This window comes from Pseudanabaena sp. CCNP1317, assembly GCF_034931345.1.
Taxonomy (GTDB): Bacteria; Cyanobacteriota; Cyanobacteriia; order Pseudanabaenales; family Pseudanabaenaceae; genus Pseudanabaena; species Pseudanabaena galeata.
In genome coordinates this window covers 16,451-35,484 of sequence record NZ_JAYGIF010000102.1, presented here as the reverse complement: position 1 = coordinate 35,484, position 19,034 = coordinate 16,451, and the positions used below count along the sequence as shown (strand labels likewise).

Annotated in this window: 23 protein-coding genes and 1 riboswitch; of the genes, 7 read left to right on the top strand and 16 right to left on the bottom strand. The window is 43.3% G+C overall.

Features of this window, described 5'->3' with window-relative positions:
* Positions 1–42: 42 nt before the first annotated feature.
* From VB775_RS18450 to VB775_RS18430, 5 genes are all read right to left on the bottom strand, one after another.
* Positions 43–1,518 carry a DUF1565 domain-containing protein gene (locus tag VB775_RS18450; RefSeq protein ID WP_281006232.1) on the bottom strand — a complete coding sequence of 492 codons (1,476 nt, stop codon included), beginning with the start codon at positions 1,516–1,518 and terminating at the stop codon, positions 43–45.
* A gap of 114 nt (positions 1,519–1,632) precedes the next feature.
* Positions 1,633–3,018 carry a phosphomethylpyrimidine synthase ThiC gene (gene thiC / locus VB775_RS18445; RefSeq protein WP_281006233.1) on the bottom strand — a complete coding sequence of 462 codons (1,386 nt, stop codon included), beginning with the start codon at positions 3,016–3,018 and terminating at the stop codon, positions 1,633–1,635.
* Between the two features lie 7 nt (positions 3,019–3,025).
* Positions 3,026–3,122, bottom strand: a riboswitch (TPP riboswitch).
* Between the two features lie 235 nt (positions 3,123–3,357).
* Positions 3,358–3,933, bottom strand: a complete 576-nt coding sequence (locus tag VB775_RS18440) for a Uma2 family endonuclease (RefSeq protein WP_281006234.1) — start codon at positions 3,931–3,933, stop codon at positions 3,358–3,360.
* Positions 3,934–3,939: 6 nt separating this feature from the next.
* Positions 3,940–4,452, bottom strand: coding sequence for a hypothetical protein (locus VB775_RS18435; protein ID WP_281006235.1), 513 nt, complete (start codon positions 4,450–4,452; stop codon positions 3,940–3,942).
* A gap of 67 nt (positions 4,453–4,519) precedes the next feature.
* The gene (locus VB775_RS18430; protein WP_281006236.1) at positions 4,520–5,137 is read right to left on the bottom strand and encodes a Uma2 family endonuclease; all 618 of its coding nucleotides are present in this window, start codon (positions 5,135–5,137) and stop codon (positions 4,520–4,522) included.
* 171 nt (positions 5,138–5,308) lie between these two features.
* Between VB775_RS18430 and cobU the strand changes: the two genes are divergently transcribed.
* On the top strand, positions 5,309–5,842 hold the full coding sequence (cobU, locus tag VB775_RS18425) for a bifunctional adenosylcobinamide kinase/adenosylcobinamide-phosphate guanylyltransferase (protein WP_281006237.1): 534 nt from the start codon (positions 5,309–5,311) through the stop codon (positions 5,840–5,842).
* Between the two features lie 269 nt (positions 5,843–6,111).
* Positions 6,112–6,393 (top strand): hypothetical protein, encoded by a 282-nt coding sequence (locus VB775_RS18420; protein WP_281006238.1) that lies wholly within the window; start codon positions 6,112–6,114, stop codon positions 6,391–6,393.
* Between the two features lie 137 nt (positions 6,394–6,530).
* On the opposite strand, the gene VB775_RS18415 is transcribed toward VB775_RS18420, so the two are convergent.
* A complete protein-coding gene (locus VB775_RS18415; RefSeq protein WP_281006239.1) occupies positions 6,531–6,800 on the bottom strand; it encodes a hypothetical protein in 270 nt (89 codons plus the stop codon).
* A gap of 26 nt (positions 6,801–6,826) precedes the next feature.
* Between VB775_RS18415 and VB775_RS18410 the strand changes: the two genes are divergently transcribed.
* The 3 genes from VB775_RS18410 to VB775_RS18400 all read left to right on the top strand — a co-directional run bounded on the left by VB775_RS18410 (position 6,827) and on the right by VB775_RS18400 (position 9,105).
* The gene (locus tag VB775_RS18410) at positions 6,827–7,072 is read left to right on the top strand and encodes a hypothetical protein (protein ID WP_281006240.1); all 246 of its coding nucleotides are present in this window, start codon (positions 6,827–6,829) and stop codon (positions 7,070–7,072) included.
* A 187-nt stretch (positions 7,073–7,259) separates the two neighbouring features.
* Positions 7,260–7,874: a LexA family protein gene (locus VB775_RS18405; RefSeq protein WP_281006241.1), complete on the top strand. Its 615-nt coding sequence runs from the start codon at positions 7,260–7,262 to the stop codon at positions 7,872–7,874.
* Positions 7,813–9,105 carry a Y-family DNA polymerase gene (locus VB775_RS18400; protein ID WP_281006242.1) on the top strand — a complete coding sequence of 431 codons (1,293 nt, stop codon included), beginning with the start codon at positions 7,813–7,815 and terminating at the stop codon, positions 9,103–9,105. The genes VB775_RS18405 and VB775_RS18400 overlap by 62 nt, the downstream gene beginning before the upstream one ends.
* A gap of 334 nt (positions 9,106–9,439) precedes the next feature.
* On the opposite strand, the gene VB775_RS18395 is transcribed toward VB775_RS18400, so the two are convergent.
* Both VB775_RS18395 and pyrR read right to left on the bottom strand, forming a co-directional pair.
* Positions 9,440–10,414 (bottom strand): alpha-ketoacid dehydrogenase subunit beta, encoded by a 975-nt coding sequence (locus tag VB775_RS18395; RefSeq protein ID WP_281006243.1) that lies wholly within the window; start codon positions 10,412–10,414, stop codon positions 9,440–9,442.
* A gap of 181 nt (positions 10,415–10,595) precedes the next feature.
* A complete protein-coding gene (gene pyrR / locus VB775_RS18390) occupies positions 10,596–11,144 on the bottom strand; it encodes a bifunctional pyr operon transcriptional regulator/uracil phosphoribosyltransferase PyrR (protein WP_281006244.1) in 549 nt (182 codons plus the stop codon).
* An 83-nt stretch (positions 11,145–11,227) separates the two neighbouring features.
* Between pyrR and VB775_RS18385 the strand changes: the two genes are divergently transcribed.
* The gene (locus tag VB775_RS18385) at positions 11,228–11,473 is read left to right on the top strand and encodes a hypothetical protein (RefSeq protein WP_281006245.1); all 246 of its coding nucleotides are present in this window, start codon (positions 11,228–11,230) and stop codon (positions 11,471–11,473) included.
* On the opposite strand, the gene trxA is transcribed toward VB775_RS18385, so the two are convergent.
* Complete coding sequence (gene trxA, locus VB775_RS18380; RefSeq protein WP_094534188.1) at positions 11,462–11,791, bottom strand: thioredoxin; 330 nt, start codon at positions 11,789–11,791, stop codon at positions 11,462–11,464. The genes VB775_RS18385 and trxA overlap by 12 nt on opposite strands.
* 278 nt (positions 11,792–12,069) lie before the next feature.
* On the opposite strand from trxA, the gene VB775_RS18375 reads away from it, so the two are divergent.
* A complete protein-coding gene (locus tag VB775_RS18375) occupies positions 12,070–13,431 on the top strand; it encodes an AmpG family muropeptide MFS transporter (RefSeq protein ID WP_281006246.1) in 1,362 nt (453 codons plus the stop codon).
* A 232-nt stretch (positions 13,432–13,663) separates the two neighbouring features.
* Here the strand turns inward: VB775_RS18375 and VB775_RS18370 are convergent, their stop codons facing one another.
* The 7 genes from VB775_RS18370 to VB775_RS18340 form a co-directional block, all read right to left on the bottom strand.
* The gene (locus VB775_RS18370) at positions 13,664–14,449 is read right to left on the bottom strand and encodes a DUF3120 domain-containing protein (RefSeq protein ID WP_281006247.1); all 786 of its coding nucleotides are present in this window, start codon (positions 14,447–14,449) and stop codon (positions 13,664–13,666) included.
* Between the two features lie 75 nt (positions 14,450–14,524).
* On the bottom strand, positions 14,525–15,208 hold the full coding sequence (locus tag VB775_RS18365) for a Uma2 family endonuclease (protein ID WP_281006248.1): 684 nt from the start codon (positions 15,206–15,208) through the stop codon (positions 14,525–14,527).
* Positions 15,209–15,233: 25 nt separating this feature from the next.
* Positions 15,234–15,815 (bottom strand): Uma2 family endonuclease, encoded by a 582-nt coding sequence (locus VB775_RS18360; protein WP_094534194.1) that lies wholly within the window; start codon positions 15,813–15,815, stop codon positions 15,234–15,236.
* A gap of 26 nt (positions 15,816–15,841) precedes the next feature.
* The gene (locus VB775_RS18355) at positions 15,842–16,168 is read right to left on the bottom strand and encodes a type II toxin-antitoxin system RelE/ParE family toxin (protein ID WP_281006249.1); all 327 of its coding nucleotides are present in this window, start codon (positions 16,166–16,168) and stop codon (positions 15,842–15,844) included.
* Positions 16,152–16,442, bottom strand: a complete 291-nt coding sequence (locus VB775_RS18350) for a type II toxin-antitoxin system Phd/YefM family antitoxin (RefSeq protein ID WP_281006250.1) — start codon at positions 16,440–16,442, stop codon at positions 16,152–16,154. The genes VB775_RS18355 and VB775_RS18350 overlap by 17 nt, the downstream gene beginning before the upstream one ends.
* A gap of 201 nt (positions 16,443–16,643) precedes the next feature.
* The gene (locus VB775_RS18345) at positions 16,644–18,617 is read right to left on the bottom strand and encodes an SUMF1/EgtB/PvdO family nonheme iron enzyme (protein WP_281006251.1); all 1,974 of its coding nucleotides are present in this window, start codon (positions 18,615–18,617) and stop codon (positions 16,644–16,646) included.
* Entirely contained in the window at positions 18,610–18,969 is a 360-nt protein-coding gene (locus tag VB775_RS18340; RefSeq protein ID WP_281006252.1) for a hypothetical protein, read from the bottom strand. Before VB775_RS18340 ends, VB775_RS18345 begins: the two co-directional genes overlap by 8 nt.
* Between the last annotated feature and the right edge of the window lie 65 nt (positions 18,970–19,034).

Below are 19,034 nucleotides of genomic sequence, written 5' to 3'. Positions count from 1 at the left end.
AAATCGATGTTATGCAAAACTTGCTGTAAGTCCCTTATCCTTCTAGCGAAAGGGAATGATTTCTGCTCTTAAACCAGATTGGGCGAGTTTCTGCACTAGTTGATTTGCCGTGGCACTCTCACTGTAGGCTCCTACTTGCATCACAGTGCGACCACTACGCGATAACCTAAATGCATCAGGCACAATCTTTCTTATCCTTTGGGTCATAGCAGTGGAAGTCGCAGGAACAACTACCCGATATTGAAAAGGCTTGCCTGTAGAAGGATCGACAGACACAGGTGGTAAAGCGGTAACTCTAGGGGGGCTAGCTGGAGTGCTATAGTCACGCTCAATGATGATCGACGTTGGCGCATTGTTAGCAGCACTAGGGTTAGTGGAAATCACCGCACTTGGCAACGCTTGACTAGCGCTAGGTGGCTTGGCTGGTACAAATACTGTAGTAGGAGAAGGATTAGGATTGGATTGAATCGGAATAGCATTTCCTGTATTTGTAGGCGATGCGGGAATTGCAGGAAGTGGGGCAGGACGGATAGAAGCGATGGGGCTAGCATTGGTAATTGGAGAACTCGATGCTCTTAAATCCAATAATCCCTTAACTTTCGATTGAGTAATTTGATTGCCTACGGCTGTTAAAGGAATAGTTGTAGCATTGTTAATATCAAATTCACGGTTGTTTCGGAAGGTATTATTTCCTAGCGAAATCGTCGTGCCAAGGTCAGGACGAGGAGAGCCATTGGAACTACTGAGAACTACTAAACCGTTACGCTGATTATCAGCGATCGCATTGCCGCGCAGCGTTGGCTGAGCCGTGTTAGAAATAATAATTCCATCGACATTGCGAGAGATATTATTATTTGCTAACACCACCTGAGATTGTTGTCCAATCGACAGTCCAAAGCCTGTATTCTCAAACCTGTTATCACGGATTTCCCCTGTGCTTGTACCAAGAGCCGAAATACCACTGCCTTTGTTGTTCGTAAATAGATTATTGCCGATGTAAGCGTTAGCACTGCCTGTGAGGAAAATGCCGTCGTGGGTACTACGCACAAAGCTGTTGTTGGCAATAACCACATTGCGACTGGACTCTAACCATAGTCCGTACCCCCGTGGATTGCTATTGGTGACTGTAACGCCTTCGATGCGGGAGTTAGTTGCGGCGACGATCGCAATATTTTGACTGGCAAAGGTAGGACTAACAAAGCGACCACCACCGCTAATGATTACATTACTTCCATTTGCACTAGGATTACCGCGTAGAATTGCACCTTTAGGAAGACGAATCGGAAAACTTTCGCCACTGGCGGCGCTATATGTACCATTACTTAATTGAAAGATTGTTCCTTCTTGGGGATTGGCTGCGATCGCAGCCGTGATCGTTCGATAAGCCTGTGCATCAGTACCTTGTGGAGATACATAAACAATCTTTTGTTGAGCAGGTTGCGCCCAAGCAATCGAGGGTGTGGCGAGTGAGGCAAGAAAAACTATATTAATAAGACTAGGACAGGGAAACTTATTCATATTCGGACACCAACAAGATATCTAGCAAACATGTCTAACTAGACTAGCAGGAAGTTGCTTTTGTTTCATATAAAAAAAAGGAGGTGCGATGCACCTCCTTTTTTAGATCTTTGATTAAGCCGAAGTTACAGGCGCTTTGGCGAGAAACTTCTCAAGCTCGGAAATTGCTTCAGCATCAACTTTCTCTTGCATCGGACAGAACTTAGGCCCACACATTGAGCAGAATTCTGCGGTCTTATAGATATCCGCAGGCAAAGTCTCATCGTGATATTCCTTAGCACGTTCTGGATCGAGGGATAACTCAAACTGTTTGTTCCAATCGAAGTTGTAACGTGCAGTTGATAGCTCATCATCGCGATCGCGGGCGTTAGGACGATGACGCGCAATATCGGCAGCATGAGCGGCGATCTTATAAGCAATCAAGCCATTACGCACATCTTCTGCATTGGGTAAACCGAGATGTTCCTTCGGTGTGACATAGCAAAGCATGGCAGTACCATACCAACCAGCCATCGCTGCACCGATCGCGGAAGTGATGTGGTCATATCCAGGGGCAATGTCAGTAACCAAGGGACCCAGCACATAGAAAGGAGCTTCTGAGCATTCTTCCATTTGCTTACGCACATTGAACTCGATTTGATCCATCGGCACATGTCCAGGACCTTCGACCATGACTTGAATATCATGTTCCCAAGCACGACGGGTTAGCTGTCCGAGGGTTTTCAATTCTGCAAGTTGTGCTGCATCAGAGGCATCATGCAAACATCCAGGGCGAAGAGAATCGCCTAAGCTGAACGATACATCATGCTTCTTGAAGATTTCGATGATGTCATTGAAGTGGGTATAGAGAGGGTTTTGCTTGTGATGGTGCAACATCCATCGAGCCAAAATACCACCACCACGAGAAACAATTCCCGTAAGACGGTTCTTGACTAGAGGAAGATGCTCGATCAAGATCCCTGCGTGAATAGTTTGATAATCAACGCCTTGTTCAGCGTGCTTCTCAATGATATGTAGAAAATCATCTGGAGTCAGATTCTCCATTCTGCCATGCACACTTTCGAGCGCTTGGTAAATGGGAACAGTACCGATGGGAACTGGTGAAGCATTAATAATCGCAGTACGGATCACATCTAAATCACCGCCACCTGTGGACAAGTCCATCACGGTATCTGCGCCATACTTGACCGATAGATGCAGCTTGGCAACTTCTTCGTCAATGTTAGAAGAGTTAGGTGATGCACCGATATTGGCATTAACTTTGCATCGGAAGGCAATACCGATGCCCATAGGCTCAAGATTAGTGTGATTCTTGTTAGCGGGAATAATCGCCCGACCTCTAGCAACCTCGGCACGTACCAATTCCACAGGCAGATTTTCGCGCCACGCCACATACTGCATCTCTTCAGTGATGATGCCTTGACGAGCGCAGTGCATTTGCGTACCGCGATATTCTCCGCGCCTTGTGGGTGCAGAGTTAAGCTTTAGTCCAACTGTCATGTAAATTTCCTCAAATAATGTGCTTTCCTACGCCGATGTCAATCGGTTCAGGTTCTAAGGATTTGCTCTCAGTCTGGTTTTCACAGACACTCCTAGCATCTTGAGATCATAGCATTGTAAAGCTAGTGCTTATACCAATTCACAGAAGTGTGGCAACACTTCTGTGAATTAAAAACCAAACCCTGTAAGGGTTTTAAAAACACAAAATGGCTACGCCATTTTGTGTTTTGGTATTAGACTTAGAAATAAGGTGGCGTACAAAAGTTAATTACAGTGCTTTGCGCTGACTTAAACCCATAGATAGCAAGCGTGGCTTTGCCGCACTTGCTATCTATGGGTTTAAGTGAAATCAATATTGTCGTAAAGATCGGCTATTTGAATTTGTAAATCTGCAAATTGCAGAGAAATTGTTACTGAAGGGTCATCATATTCCGAAAATAGCCATTGATTGACCGCAGTTTTCACATGATGCTCTACATGGATACGATACTGATCGATTAATACATATTCCTGAAAAGTATTAATAGTTCGGTAAGCAGCAAATTTTTCGCTGCGATCATAGTTCTGGGTGGATCTAGATAACACTTCCGCAATAAAGCAAGGATTGGTAATTGTATCTTTACGACCATCTTGCATTTCCAAAGGTTTTGATGCAACCATTACATCAGGATAGGTATGGATCTTAACAGCAGGAATCCAAAGCCGCTGATCGGCTGAAAATAGACGGAAAGGTTTGCCACGCAGGGCAATTTTGACAATTGACAACAAATTTACGGCGATTTCAGTATGGTTTGGTGTTCCACCAGTCATTGGAATAATTTCTCCATTACGATATTCGTTGCGAGTTTCTGACGCTATTTCTAGCTCTAGGTATTCGTCAACGGTGTAAGTTTTCTTGGCAAGTTGAGTAACCATAATGTTTTACCTGCGATCGCGTCCTGCTGAAATTTGTTTAAAATATGGCTTAGTAGATGTGAGACATTTTTGCAATTCAGGCGATCGCTCTGTGTTTACATCACCGTCACGCTTATAGACAGATCCCTCACGCACAAAGCGTCCAACTAATTTACCAAAGGTAATCTGATCTCTTTTGAAAGCATATTGCTGAATGGCAAGATTATTTACGCCTTGCAATGTGTAAACTTCATAATCAAGCCCTGTTTGATAGCGAGGGATCTTGAGATTGAGAGAAGCAATTATTGTGCCATTGGCAGAAAAGCCACTATAACAATAGCGATCGCTTTCAGTTGTAAGACTAGGCTGGGGATTAGGTGTGAGATTAGGTTTAGGATTAGCCTGTTTAAAAATACTGATATAGCGGGAACCACCTCCCCAATAAATGCCTTCTTCGAGAGCTTGGGCGGAGTTAACTGCAATAAAGTTAGAGCTAAAACTAATGGCGATCGCGGCTATGCCGTACAAAACTTTTTTCATATTTTTTATCTAGAGCGCTATTCAAAAATCTTTAAGGATCTACAAGCGGCGCGAAGCGCCGCCTATACTATGTAAAAATCTGGGATATTAGACAGGAAAACTCTGGCAAAAGTGGCGATGTGAGCGTATCAGTTTCAAATAAAGTCATCGCTAGTTTGAGGACACCATTTTCGCGCCGATAAACTTGAATTTGCTTGGCTCGCCAATCAGCAATCCAATATTCCAATACGCCATGATTTGAATAAAGCTTTAACTTAACTTGGCGATCGCGCTTTTCATTATCAGTTCCTGCTGATAGTACCTCAATTACCAATTCAGGCGCACCCCGAAAATGTCCCGTATCATCGATTAAATCTGCATATTTCTCTTTACTCATCCAGATCACATCAGGAATGACATCATCACTGTCACCAAAGATTAACCCTGCTCCAAATACCGAGTATCCTAACTTCGATACTTTTGACCAAGCTTTAAGCTCATAATGAAAATTACCACAAGTATCTTGATGCTTATTATGAGGCGCTCTGGTCACGTAAAGTTCTCCATTAATAATTTCATAACGGCTGTCGTTGTCGGGCATTAGTTCTAAGTCAGCACTAGTCCATAAAAGTTTTTCTTCTGACGATGCTTCAGTAGCAAGGGCATTATTAGCAGTTTCAGGTGTAGCAATGATCGCTTGAGTCATGATGGATTCCTACGATGAGCGATATCGTAATAGTATAGCAACTTGTCAGAATCACAGATTAGACGGATTATTGGATTGCACAGATTTTAATTTTTTGTAATTCATAGACTCATCCGTAGCACATAGCGCTGTAAAATCTGCGAAATCCTTCAATCCATATAATCCGTGATCATGATTAGTTTAGTAACGGGCGCAACTCGCTCAGGCAAAAGTGAATGGGCTGAGCATCTAGCAATACGATCGCAAAAAAATGTAATTTATATCGCCACAGCAACTCGTTATCCCGATGATGCGGAATGGGAAGCGCGTTTACAGAAACATAGCGATCGCCGTCCTGAAAATTGGCAAACGCTGGAAGTTCCCATTGAACTAGCCAAAAGTATTTTAGAGATTAAGAGTGATTCTGCTTATATTCTGGTGGATTCCCTTGGTACTTGGCTAGCGAATCTTTTAGAAGAGAGTGAAGAATCTTGGGTAAAGATTGAGAATGAATTATTAGAAGCGATTCAAGTATGTGCAGTCGATATTACGTTTGTGTCTGAAGAGGTAGGCTGGGGGCTGGTTCCTGAATATAAATTAGGGAGGATATTTCGAGATCGCCTTGGTGGTCTGAGTCGCAGAATTGGTGCGATCGCTGATGCTGTTTATCTAGTCACAGGAGGCTATGCAGTTAATCTCACCCAAATTGGCGAAAGATTGCCATGACTTTGCTCTAATAGCTTTTGCCCAAAGAGTATCCCTTTGTTGGGGTTTGAGTGCACAGTAATTAGCTAGGTATAAGTAAACCAGAAGCTGTACCACCTGCTACGTGAGTGGCACAGCTTCTGGTTTTAGGTTTTAGTTATGGTGAGTGAGCTACTTACTGTATGAGTATCATGCTTTGGTAGGATGATGATATGGAGATATCAGGACTAAAATCTGTCACAAAGATTTGGATAAAAAATTATTATCAGCTAACTGGTGGAGATCATGTCATGAATACACAAGAAGCGACCATCGAAGCCTTACAAAATCGGATTAAATGTTTAGAAGCTCATCTCCATCTAGCTTTACAGGTTTTAGATGAAATCGAAAATAATTCTCAAGATGTCATAACCTCTCTAGAATGTCAACATCAATCTCAAACCATAGATATAGTTCCAACTAGTAAAATTGAACTGCCTACATTTCTACATTCACGTACATGGAAGCACGACTATCCTGCTACGGTAAATTACGCAAATTCACGCGATCGCCTTGTTGCTAAGGCTTGTTAAGCTCATATACTCCCTATTCATTCCAAGCAATCAACATACAGCGCTTTGCGCTTAAGCTCAATCCAAGCAAAAAAATAGAAAGTGTTGCTTTGCAACACTTTCTATTTTTTTGCTTGTGGTTCGTCCGATCAACAATTTTAGTGAATTAACGTGAGTTCGATATAGCCATTTGCGGCGTGCTTCGCACGCCGCAAATGGCGAAAAATGGTAAGAATCGCTAAGCGATTCTTACCATTTTTCGCTTTCGTCGAACTGACGTTATTACAGCAAGTTCTCAATTCTAAATCTCTGGATTTGTGATATCGATCACAAATTACCGCACATAACATCACCGAAACAAGAATTAGCGATCGCAGTCCCAAAACTGATAGAAAGCGATACTCATAGCTATAGAGAAATTCTTTCACAGATCGCAAGTAACCGTCCAAAAGCCATGATTCTCAACTCGCTAAATGAAACTCGCTCAATTGAAGTTATCACCCTTGCTGGCAGAGAGCGCGGGATTGTCTTTTTAGGCAAAACTTTTGTTGCTGACAAGTCTTACAAGAGCTTAGATGAGGCGATCGCTGCTTGTAGACAAGACTTAGATTTGGGTTTAGCCGTATTGATCACCCCTGACGCAGAAAAGTTTCGGGTCTGGGTGTCAGTACCTAATCAAATGATTTTTCAAGCTGCTTAGTCAAGATCAAAAAAATCAGTCTCTGCTTTTTTTGTATAGCTATCGCCATTTGTATTAAACCCAGAAGAGGAGTTGCGGCGCGAAGCGCCGCAACTCCTCTTCTGGGTTTGTGTCCTAATTTGATCTTGCTATACATAAGCGATCGTGTTAAAGTTTTGAATATCGTACTTTAATCAAAAATAAGCCTATGGAAAGTGACGATCCGCATCAAAGTAAATTTAGGCAACTAAAAAGCAGTAGACATGATCCATCTGCTCTCAATATTCAGTTGCTAACCAATAAGAACGTCGTCAATATTGGATCATGGACAAAAGAACAGGTTAGTGGGCTTGCCGAAAGTGTTAGAGATATTCATCTTCCTGATATGAGTACTAAACTAGAATTGCCATTACAGAATTGTTCTGTTCCTGCGGGATTCCCTTCTCCTGCGGAAGACTATGTGGAACATAGGCTCGATCTCAATAGTTATTTAGTAACTCATCCTGCGGCGACTTTTTTTGTGAGAGCTTCAGGGAATTCCATGACAGGAGCAAATATCCATGATGGTGATTTGTTGATCGTCGATCGCTCGATTGAAGCCGCCCACAATGACATTGTCATCGCTGTCGTGCTAGGAGAAATCACCGTCAAACGCTTGCATTACCTGAGAGGAGAAATTGCCCTAGTTCCTGAAAACGAAAGCTATCAAACCATTTTCATTAACGAACATTCCGACCTACATATTTGGGGAGTTGTCACCAATGCCATCCACTGTGTTAGACCAAAAAGTCGAAAAAAGATTCGCCCTAGTCGATTGCAATAACTTTTACGTTTCCTGCGAACGTTTGTTTAATCCTGCGATCATTGGTAAACCCGTAGTAGTTCTCTCCAATAATGATGGCTGTGTAGTAGCGCGATCGCAGGAAGTCAAGAATCTTGGAATTAAAATGGGTGTACCTGTATTCCGAATTTATGAACTGATCAAGCGCCATAATATTCAAGTCTATTCCTCAAATTACAGTCTCTACGGCGATCTATCGGGTCGAGTCATGTCCACACTGGCTTATTTTGCACCTGATGTGGAAATCTACTCAATTGATGAGGCATTTATCGATTTGTCGGGATTTCGATATCGCGACTTAACGACCTATGGCAGTGAAATTCGTCAAAAAGTGCAGCAATGGGTAGGAATTCCCGTGTCCGTAGGAATTGCCCCCACCAAAACCTTGGCAAAGCTAGCTAATCTCATGGCAAAGCAATCTAGTTCAGGAGTTTTTGATCTCAGTGTCTATCCATCTATAGATAAGATTCTATCTCAAGTGGATGTGGGCGACCTTTGGGGTGTTGGCTCCAAATATGCGAATTGGTTGAAAGAAAGAAGAATAACTACAGCTTTGGATTTGAAGGAAGCCCATGAAGGCTTGATTCGGAGCAAGATGGGTATTGTCGGTGTGAAACTACAAAGAGAGTTAAGGGGAGAATCTTGCCTATCAATGGAATTGGTAGACAATCCTAAAAAAGGAACCTGTGTCTCGCGCTCTTTTCCGCAGTCGATCAATAAGCTGTCTGAACTAAAGGAAGCGATCGCCTCTTTTACCCATCGAGCCGCCGAAAAACTGCGACGGCAGAAACAAGCTGCCAGTGTGATCACCGTCTTTGCGAGAACTAGCCCTTTTCGCGATAATTTCTACTCTAATAGCGCTACCGCAGAATTAGATTTATCAACCAACTACACGCTCGAACTATCCCGTGTTGCGTCCCATTTAACCGAAAGTGTTTATCGTCAAGGACAAAATTTTAAAAAAGCTGGTGTGATTATGACAGGGCTTGTGTCTGAGCAACAAATTCAAGGAAATCTTTTTGATGTTAGTAATGATGAGCAAAAGCAGCGATCGCGTAATCTGATGAGCGTGATGGATACGATCAATGAAATATATGGCAGAGATACTTTGCGATTTGCGACTACTGGAGTGATTCAAGTTTGGAAATCTAAATCTGAACAGCGATCGCCAAAATACACAACCTGTTGGCAAGATCTACTTGAAGTCTTATAAAAGAAAGGAGGCGCTACGCGCCTCCTTTCTTTTATGAACTGATGTTACCTGAAACGCTGAGATTGGGGCTTGGAGACCAAGCCCGTACTTTTACAAACATGTAGGGATTTGGTCTCCAAATCCTCTTTTCTTTTGTTAACTGATGTTACGTGGAAGGAATTCCTGTTATAGCAAAGGTCTAGGGCTGGCACGGGGGCACAGCCCCTACAGTAGCCTCTAAATTTTGAGGTAGGGGCAATGCCCCCGTGCTTGCCCTGCTTCGCTAGCAGCAAGAGGTCTACCATCTAAGTTCCACGTAACATCAGTGTTAAGTTATAGCGCTTTGCGCTATGACTTAAGCAAGTAATTTTTCAACTGCGTCAATCACATCTTCAGGTTGAGGAATGGTCAGATTTTCCAAGCCACCGTTATAGGGAGTTGGTACATCAAGCGCTGCAAGACGGATAATCGGTGCATCAAGCTCGTCAAAGTAATTGTCATTGATCGAAGCAATAATCTCTGAACCAATACTGGCACAGCGCATTCCTTCTTCAACAATCACAATCCGATGGGTTTTACGCAACGAAGTAACAATGGTTTCCATGTCCAAAGGCTTCAGGGAAATCAAGTCAATCACTTCAGGATCGTAACCTTTGTCAACTAGGGTCTCGACCGCTTTGAGAACGTGATAGCGCATTCTTGAGTAGGTGAGAATGGTGACATCGCTACCTTCACGCACGATCTCGGCTTTGTCGAGAGGCAACAAATATTCTTCGTCAGGAATATCTTCCTTGAGATTGTATAGCAACACATGCTCAAAGAAGAGGATCGGATTATCGTTACGAATTGCCGATTTCAGCAAGCCTTTAGCATTGTAAGGGGTGGAACAAGCCACCATTTTAATGCCCGGAACAGCTTGAAAGTAGGTTTCGAGACGCTGTGAATGTTCTGCACCGAGGTTGCGTCCCACGCCACCAGGGCCACGAATGACGATGGGGATTTTGAAATTACCGCCAGAGGTATAGCGCAACATCCCTGCATTATTGGAGATTTGGTTAAAGGCTAGCAGCAAAAAGCCCATGTTCATGCCTTCGATGATTGGGCGCAAACCTGTCATCGCGGAGCCGATCGCCATACCTGTGAAGCTGTTTTCAGCGATCGGGGTGTCCAGCAGGCGCAAGTCACCGTATTTTTTGTAAAGGTCTTTGGTTACTTTGTAGGAGCCGCCATAATGCCCCACGTCTTCGCCTAAAACATAAACGGCTGGATCGCGCTCCATTTCCTCATCGATCGCTGCTCGGAGGGCGTTGAAAAAAGTAACCTCTGCCATATAAATCTGTGATTGTGTCTATGATTATGTAAATAAGTCTTAAGCGATTATATCTTTTGGGGTGCGTCTCAACACAATCTTGCTCATTGACTGCGAAGTAATACCAAAACGCAAAATGGCTATGCCATTTTGTGTTTTGGTATAAGTTAATTCTTCTATGGACTCTAAAAATATCTGAACTCTAGTCGATAGGTTTAATTAACTCGACTCCATCGCGATCATCCCCTGCGGCAGTCAAAAATACTTTAACTTGCTCATCCTTGGAAGTTGGTAATGTCCTTCCCACATAATCAGGATGGATCGGTAACTCGCGATGACCGCGATCAATCAGAGCCAATAACCTCACAACCTTGGGGCGACCGTAATCATGGATTGCGCTCAGGGCTGCTCCAATCGTTCTTCCGCTATAAATAACATCATCGACTAAAACAATCGTTTTGCCATTGAGGTCAAAGGGAATCTCAGTTTTACTCGGTGTTCGCAGTCCAATCTTATCGAGATCGTCCCGATAAAAAGTAATATCTAATGCGCCTGAAGGAACTAAGACACCCTCAAGAGTATGAATCTGCTTGGCGATCGCCACACTTAGCGGCACACCACGAGTATAGACACCGAGCAGGACAACATTAGATAGATCGCCGCTAGCCTCAACAATTTGCGAAGCCAGACGATTGATCGTGCGTCGTAACTCGTCTTCAGATAAAATTTCGACAATCTTGGATTGTGACACTACTAGTTTCGGTAAATTAGTTGGTAGCTCTGTAATTATAGCTATCAACCCTTGTATTAGGACAAATCCAAACCCAAGGGCGAATGACGGCGCAAAGCGCCGCCATTCACTTCTTGGGGTTGTTTCCTAACAGCAATTCTCATTATGAAACCGATTTGGGTGTTTCCAGCGCTGAAGGCGCTGGAAACACCCAAATCGGTTTTTTGAAAGCCCGCCGTTGGCGGGCTTTCAAAAAACCGATTTTTATAATTTGTGATTATCTCTCTAAAACAAAAGGGGCGCTTAGCGCCCCTTTTGTTTTAGAGATGGAAAAATCTTTAGCTATCTAAATGCTTTTCGATTGTAGTAGATAGTGTTGTTTTGGGGACAGCACCGACAACCACATCCACACGCTGACCACCCTTAAATAACATGAGCGTGGGAATACTGCGAATGCCATATTGTCCAGCTACGCTAGGATTCTCATCGGTATTAAGCTTGAAAACTTTGATTTTGCCCTCATATTGTGTGGCGACTTCTTCCACTACAGGAGCAACCATGCGGCAGGGTCCACACCAAGGGGCCCAAAAATCTACTAGAACAGGGATGTCACTTTTAAGTACGTCCTGCTCAAAGCTAGCATCTGTGACGGCGATCGCTGATGACATGCTTTGCTAACTCCCTAAATACTAAAAACTTTTAATTTCAAAAATTATGTGTAGGTAGTATAACAGCTAGAATCACATATTTGCTAAAAACCAGAATTGTTAAGAAGAATGCCTAATTTATCGAAACTGATTTTGGAGTTTTTATTGTCAAAAAGCACTTATAGTCAAAAAATAAGAAACCGCCCTTGCTGCTCATAAGCTCAGGCGGAATGTGGTGTGAGGAGTGAACGGAAACTTTCGTCTCCGCTTACATATATATTGTAGTCTAATCCGCAAGTATGAATACGATCGCCCAATTTTTTCGAGTTTTTCAGAGTCGCAAAATGGCGGCGCTTTTGTCCCTAGGATTTGCGTCGGGGCTACCCTATGCGCTCACCGATGATGCATTTCGTGCATGGCTTACCAGCGCTAAGTTTGACCTTGGTACGATTGGTTGGCTGGGCTTAGTTTCACTGCCCTATTCGCTCAAATTTCTATGGTCGCCGTTTATTGATCGCTTTGTGCCACCATTTTTAGGACGACGCAGAGGTTGGATTTTAATAACTCAGGGCGGTTTAATCCTTGCTATTTTAGCGATCGCCTTACAAATGTTTACGATTGGCAATATTTTGCCTACAGAAAGAACGGGGGCTTTGCCAGTCTTGGCGATCGCGGCGTTGATTCTTGCCTTTCTTAGTGCCACCCAAGATATTGCGATCGATGCTTATCGTACCGATGTTTTAGAAGCCCAAGAAGTTGGCGCAGGAATTGGCATTTGGGTATTAGGCTATCGCATTGCCTTGCTATTTGCAGGATTTGTAGGATTTAATCTGGCAAGCAGATTAGGTTGGGCATGGGTATATGTGCTTTTAGCAATCATCATGAGCTTTGGACTAATTGCCACGATCATTGCTCCTGAGCCTCCAGAAGTGGAAGCGCGTCCAGCGACCTTAGACGAAGCTGTAGTTAAACCTTTTCAAGAATTCTTTCAACGTTTGGGTATATCCAAAGTATTGCTAATTCTCGTATTCACGATCTTCTATCGGTTTAGTGATGCGATGGTTGGGAAAATGGCAGTTCCTTTTTTAAAAACTTTGTTTGATGATGGCACGATTGGCACGGTTCGGCAGGGAATTGGGGTGGTTGCTACAATTGTCGGTACTTTGGCTGGGGGAGCCATTCTGAGCAAAATTGGGGTCAATCGATCGCTATGGGTTTTCGGATTTCTCCAAGCAATTAGTAATATCGGCTATTACGCAATTTCTGTAGTAGGCAAAAATGATTATGTTTTACTGGCCGCGATTAATGTCGAGAACTTTTGTAGTGGTTTAGGAACCGCAGGTTTTTTAGGCTTTCTGATGGTGCTATGCAATCCTAGTTTTTCAGCAACTCAATTTGCCTTGCTATCGAGTCTATTTGCGGTTGGACGCGATCTATTAGCTTCACCATTTTCAGGGGAGTCAGCCCAATTTATTCAACGCAACATGCCTTCATGGACAGCAATTAATCAAAACCTTTGGCTAGCTGGCAGTGACGGCAAGGGTTGGGCGTTATTTTTCTTGTTTACATTGCTATTAGCGCTCCCAGGGATGATGTTTTTGCCATTTTTCGCACCTTGGAATGGAGAGTTTAAAAAAGTGGATTCCCTACCAATTGATTAAAGTTATTGCTTTGCAACAATTTCAATCAAAACCAAAATAGATGAAGGCAGTGCTTTGCACTGCCTTCATCTATTTTGGTTTTCACCCGATCGCGTGAGGTGGAAAGAGAACTTACTCAAGTAATCTACTTATCAATGAAGCCTTAAACTGACTGCACCCAGCGCACCAACGCTGGGTTTTTATTTGGCAAAAAATATTGGGATAAAAAAGGAGTCGCTAAGCGACTCCTTTTTTATCCCAATATGGCAACGCTAAAAAATAGCAAATCCACAAAAATCGTACCTAGCACCGCACCACCAAAAGCCCAATAACCTAGATCAGGCGATCGCATGGCTCGGTTACCTGTCATCAAGAGCAATGCTGCTAAAGCACAAGCCCAAGTCATTCCCCAAGGAGTTTCTACCAGAGCTAAAGCATTTTTTAGAATTGGTTGAGCGAGGCTGATATTGGCTTCAACTTGCATCAAAGCTTTCCAATTTGGAAAAAGATTTGCGATGTAGAAATAGAAATCGGTAATCGCAGTTCCTAATAATGAGCCAATATAGAACCAACCGCCGACTCGGTAAGCATCTTGACGAGTTGCCCAGATCGCCCAAGGTAGAGCCAAAGCTTCGACAGGTACGTGATAGGCTGGCTCCCAACGTAACCAGCCCCAATAGAGGGAGCCACATAGCCAAGTGAGGCTAAAGCCCCAGACTAAGCTGCCCCATATTTTAGTTTTGGGGTCTGCTTGGAGATGCTTGGCGATCGCTAACCAACCGACGGTACAAATCAAACTCAACCAAGGGGCATAGCGCACAAGGGGAGCTTCAAAAAAGACAGGTACGGATACTAAAAAAAGAGCCGCAAACCAAATTCGCCAATGCTGCACTAAGGAAGCGAGGGAAAGTAAGTATTGCGATAAGTATTGGGGAAACGCAGACGGAACATTTGCAGTTAAGGGTAGAGCCTGAACTGTTGATGTAGAACGTGCTAAGGTGCGCTCCTCTAATTCAACCTTGTCAGGATTTAAAAACAAAGTATCTTAAAAAGTTATATTAATTTTTATTACTTAATATATTAACAGGCTTTTTTAACCAACCTAGCTTAGCCTCTAGCTTTTTTTAAGATTGTCGCTTACCCATTGCCGAAATTCCTTGAGGGTTTGGCGATCGCCTAGTTCAAATCGCTTCTGCACAAACTCCACCACGATCGCCGCAGGTAAGTTAGGAAAAGACAAGCTATGTTCTATTTTGCGATATTCGCCATTCTCTAAGCCTAGAAAATCTAGGTTATAGCCGTTGTAGATCCAAATTTCTGGAACTTGAAGTTGAGCATAGATTGGTAAACGGCGATCGCTAGGGTTAGTAATATCAACTTCTAACACTAGATCGGGTGGCGGATCTTGCCCCATCGTAATTACTTTTTGATTGCGAATCTTTGGCTCATTTTGAATGTAATAGCAAGAGTCTGGTTCTGCACCAATCTTGAGTTCAGGAATCCGCATCAACAATGAGCCGCATTTACATAAATCTATCTCTAGCTCATCGGACAGTACCCGAATTAAATCATCAATAAACCGATTGCTGCGCTCATGTAGCGCCATTGGCGACATAATTTCTAAGTTTCCATTGATGTAATGAAATAAAGTGCTGCGGCGATCGCCTACATCTTCTAGCAATTGCTCAAAGGTTTGCCAACTGATATTTTCTAACCAGATCCTTTGTTCGGCGACTGGTCGAGATTGCTCAGTATGAGATGTTGTAATTATTTCAAGAGGCTTAGGAATGGCAATCATGATGACTCACCTCGAAAATTCGATGTTAAAAATCTAGGGTTCTAAATAAATCACTGAGAGCAACCTTGAAATTAGGAATTACGTCTTCGCCATCCAAAATGTCATCACCACGCAGTAAGCGATCGGGTTGAGGACTATGGTAAACCAGCACAAATTTTTCATCGGGATGGATGATCCATAGCAATCGCGTTCCACTTGCAAAATATTCTTCAACCTTGGTATGAATTTCTTCAAAGGTATTTCCAGGGGAAATGATTTCCACAACTAAATCTGGCGCACCGTCAAAAAATCCTTGTGGCAAACGTTTCAGACCAGTTAGACGTTCTTTGCTTACAAAGGAAATATCAGGCGATCGCTTGTTACCACCTTTCATTTTAAAAGCGGTACTTGAGTCGCAGGTAACACCAAGACGGTGTTGTCTGACAAAAATTTCGATTAAGCCGCCAAGGAATATGCCGATATTCCCATGCTCCATGCCAGAGTTACCCAAAGTTACCAACTCCCCATCAATAATTTCGTAGCGATCGCCGCGATCGGGCAGAGCCATGAACTCTTCATCAGTCCAAATTTTGGCTTTAGATTTAGCTTGTTCTGTGGCGATCGTCATGGCTTTAATTTTTTTTGCTTTTGCGATTATTCAAAATCTACGATATTAAAAGTAATTGAAGATTGGGCGCTATGACGTACATAGATAATGTGTACAGTGTTTTCTCTAATAGCAAAAATAACTCGATATTTATTTCTTGATTTGCCGTAAAGAATTTGTCTAATTTCTTCAGATGTAGAATGATTTTCTTTAACTAAGGGGCATCGTCTGGGTTTGTCTTGTAACGTGGCGATCAAATTCATTAACCCTCTGAACCATTGATCAGCATATTCAGGATTACGATCCTTTAGCCATAGATAAATCGCCTCTATTTGTTGTTCTGAGGAACGAGTTAACCTAACTTGAAATTCCATGTTTTTTTTGCATTTCTTCGACAAACTGGTTCAGAGGTCTAGTGCGACCCTGTGCCAAGTCTTCTAATCCCTTTTTAATTCCAATGATAGTTTCTAGTTCTTCGATTGTATTAAGTAATTGTTGATAGGATGCTGCATCTTGTACGACTAATTCTGCTTTGCCGTTGATGGTTAATACGATAGGGTGTCCAGTATTTCTCATCTGGGTGATGAGTTCGTTGGTATTCCGCTTGAAGGTGGATAGGGGTTGAATGTCTTGACTGAGATTAATCATAGGGCTGCTGCACTAAATTTGCATTCAATTTAATGCTAGCACGAAATAATAAAGTTGGCATTGGTGGACGTGATAAGAGTTTGATTGTGATGGCAATCTCAAAAAAAATTTGATCGCCTAACGGCGAGGGAGGGATAAAGAAGGGTAAAGAAATACAAAGAAGTGCAAAGAGCTGAGGCAAAAGAACAGAGAAGTGATTCCTCACCGCAAAACGCACACAACCCGAAAACCGTTAACGTAGTAATGACTACGCGCAAGGCTGATGTTGCGAGCCGCAGACCGACAAGCCACAGCAAGGTCGACCCACGAACCACCGCGCAGCAGCTTTAAAGTTTCGGGCGCCTCATAATCATTAATGTCATTCATCCAAACAGATTCATCGGTTAGCGCTCCTTCATAATTGTCGTGCCAATCATCAGCGCACCATTCCCACACATTTCCATGCATATCGTATAGACCAAAAGCATTAGCTGGAAAACAGCCAACATCTGTCGTTGTCTTTCTATATTCACTTTGGGGCGCATCCCCATAGGGATAGCTGCCATCGTAGTTGACCAATTTAGGCGTAACTGTCTCGCCAAAATGAAATGGCGTTGTTGTTCCTGCACGACAGGCATATTCCCATTCTGCTTCGCTGGGTAGCCTGTATTCGCGTCCTGAATGCTTAGATAGACGCGCACAGAACTCTCTAGCCTCTAGCCAAGATATTTGCTCCACAGGTCGGCGATCGCCTTTAAATCCAGAAGGATCAGGATTAAGTTCGATTTTTACTTGCGGTAATGCAGCCACTTGTCGCCACTGCGCCTGTGTGACTTGGTACTTACCCATAAAAAAAGCAGGAACATTGACTCGATGCTGTGGACGTTCATCTTCATAACTATCCTTCTCAGTTTCGGGTGAACCCATCACAAAGCTACCCGCAGGAATCGACACCATCTCTAGAGTTATACGATTACCTAACTCTTCAACAAAATATTCAGCTTGCTTACGAGAAGTACTAATACTAACTTTCTTACTAGCCCCAAAACCTAAGATCCCCCGCTCTACCTGAATCTGAACTTTAGCAACCTCAAACTCAAAAGTTTTAAGATTATTTTGTTGGTTAGGTTGAACAGATTTTGTTTCAACTGGCTTAGGAGAAGATTTAGCTTCTACTGATTTACTCGGCGGTTGCGGCGGCGGTTTAACCTCTGCTGATTTACTTGGTTGAGGTGGAGATTTATCGTCTGCTGATTTATTTTTATTTGATGGTTGTCCCTGTGGCTCTTGCCAAATCCTTCTCAGTGCCTTTAGAGCTTGATTATCCGCAGGTGAAACTGCTAAAACCCTTGTCCAGATTTGCTCGGCTAGCTGCAAATCCTTCTCTAGCTCCGCCTCCTGAGCATCCATCTTCAACGCATCAATATCCCGAAGCGTCGCCTGTTTCGGTAACAGAATTAAATGATATTTCGTCGCTGGCTCCACGATCGCATAGGGAGTCTGACGAGGCCTTTTGTGCAGTTGATTGATTTCCGCAACCCGATAGCGCAACCTCTGATACAGCCGTTCGACCGTCGCGCAGTTCCCCTCCCCTTCTAGACGCAAAGCCTCCAACAACGCATAGGTAAACGCCCCCTGTTGCAGTGACTCAATTTCATAGGATCTTTCCGCAGGACTACAAGAAGCAAAAGTAATCACCCCTGCCTGATGTTCTTCACCAATACCCACTCCTTTGTCCTTTAACTCATTGCGACAAGCATCCTGCACGATCACCACATTGTCCGCTCCACACAGCCGCAACCGCTCAGTTACATAACTCAAAGGAATTGAAGTTCTCTCGATTAACTCAACATCAGCGCTACTATCCGACAACATCAAATAATCGCGTTCAGCATGACGCAACCCATGCCCACTAAAAAAGAACCACAAATTATCACCCGCCGCCAGAAAAGGTTTCTTGAAACGATTATTCAAAAAGCGGATTAAGGTCGCATAGTTCGGTTGGGACGGATAGGGCTTACTCGCATCCGCGATCGGCGGAGAATTATCGGTAAAGAGATAAACATGATCCTTCTCAAATCCTGCCTCATCCACAAACCAATCCCGCATCTTTTCGGCATCTCGCACCGCAAAATTCAAAGATGGCAGATTGTGATATTCATTTATGCCGATGCAAATCGCCCAATTCTTAGCCATCTTTTCGTGTGAACTTGAGTTTGACCGCACCCTTAGCCGACGCATCGCCACCAAATCCTAACAAGCTTACCTTGCCACTACCACTGATTTCTACAGATAGCTCGATTTCCTCCAGTTGCAGCTTCGACTTTGAACTTTCAGCCCGATCAAATGACTCTTCCACCACCTCGATAAATTCACCAATATTTTGCTTTAAATCTTCAGCTTTAATATGCGATCGCTTACGACCACTGCGATCGTCACTCGGTGAATCACCATAGTCTGCACCGATATCTGCACCACCTTTACCCTCCTCAACCTCTATAGTTTCATCCGTAATAATCCAAATGCCTTTAGGAGTGGTTTGAGTCATAGTTTTACGTTCTGAAATGTGGCTTACCGAAAATGATTAATGCCAATATACAAAAAATAAAGGCA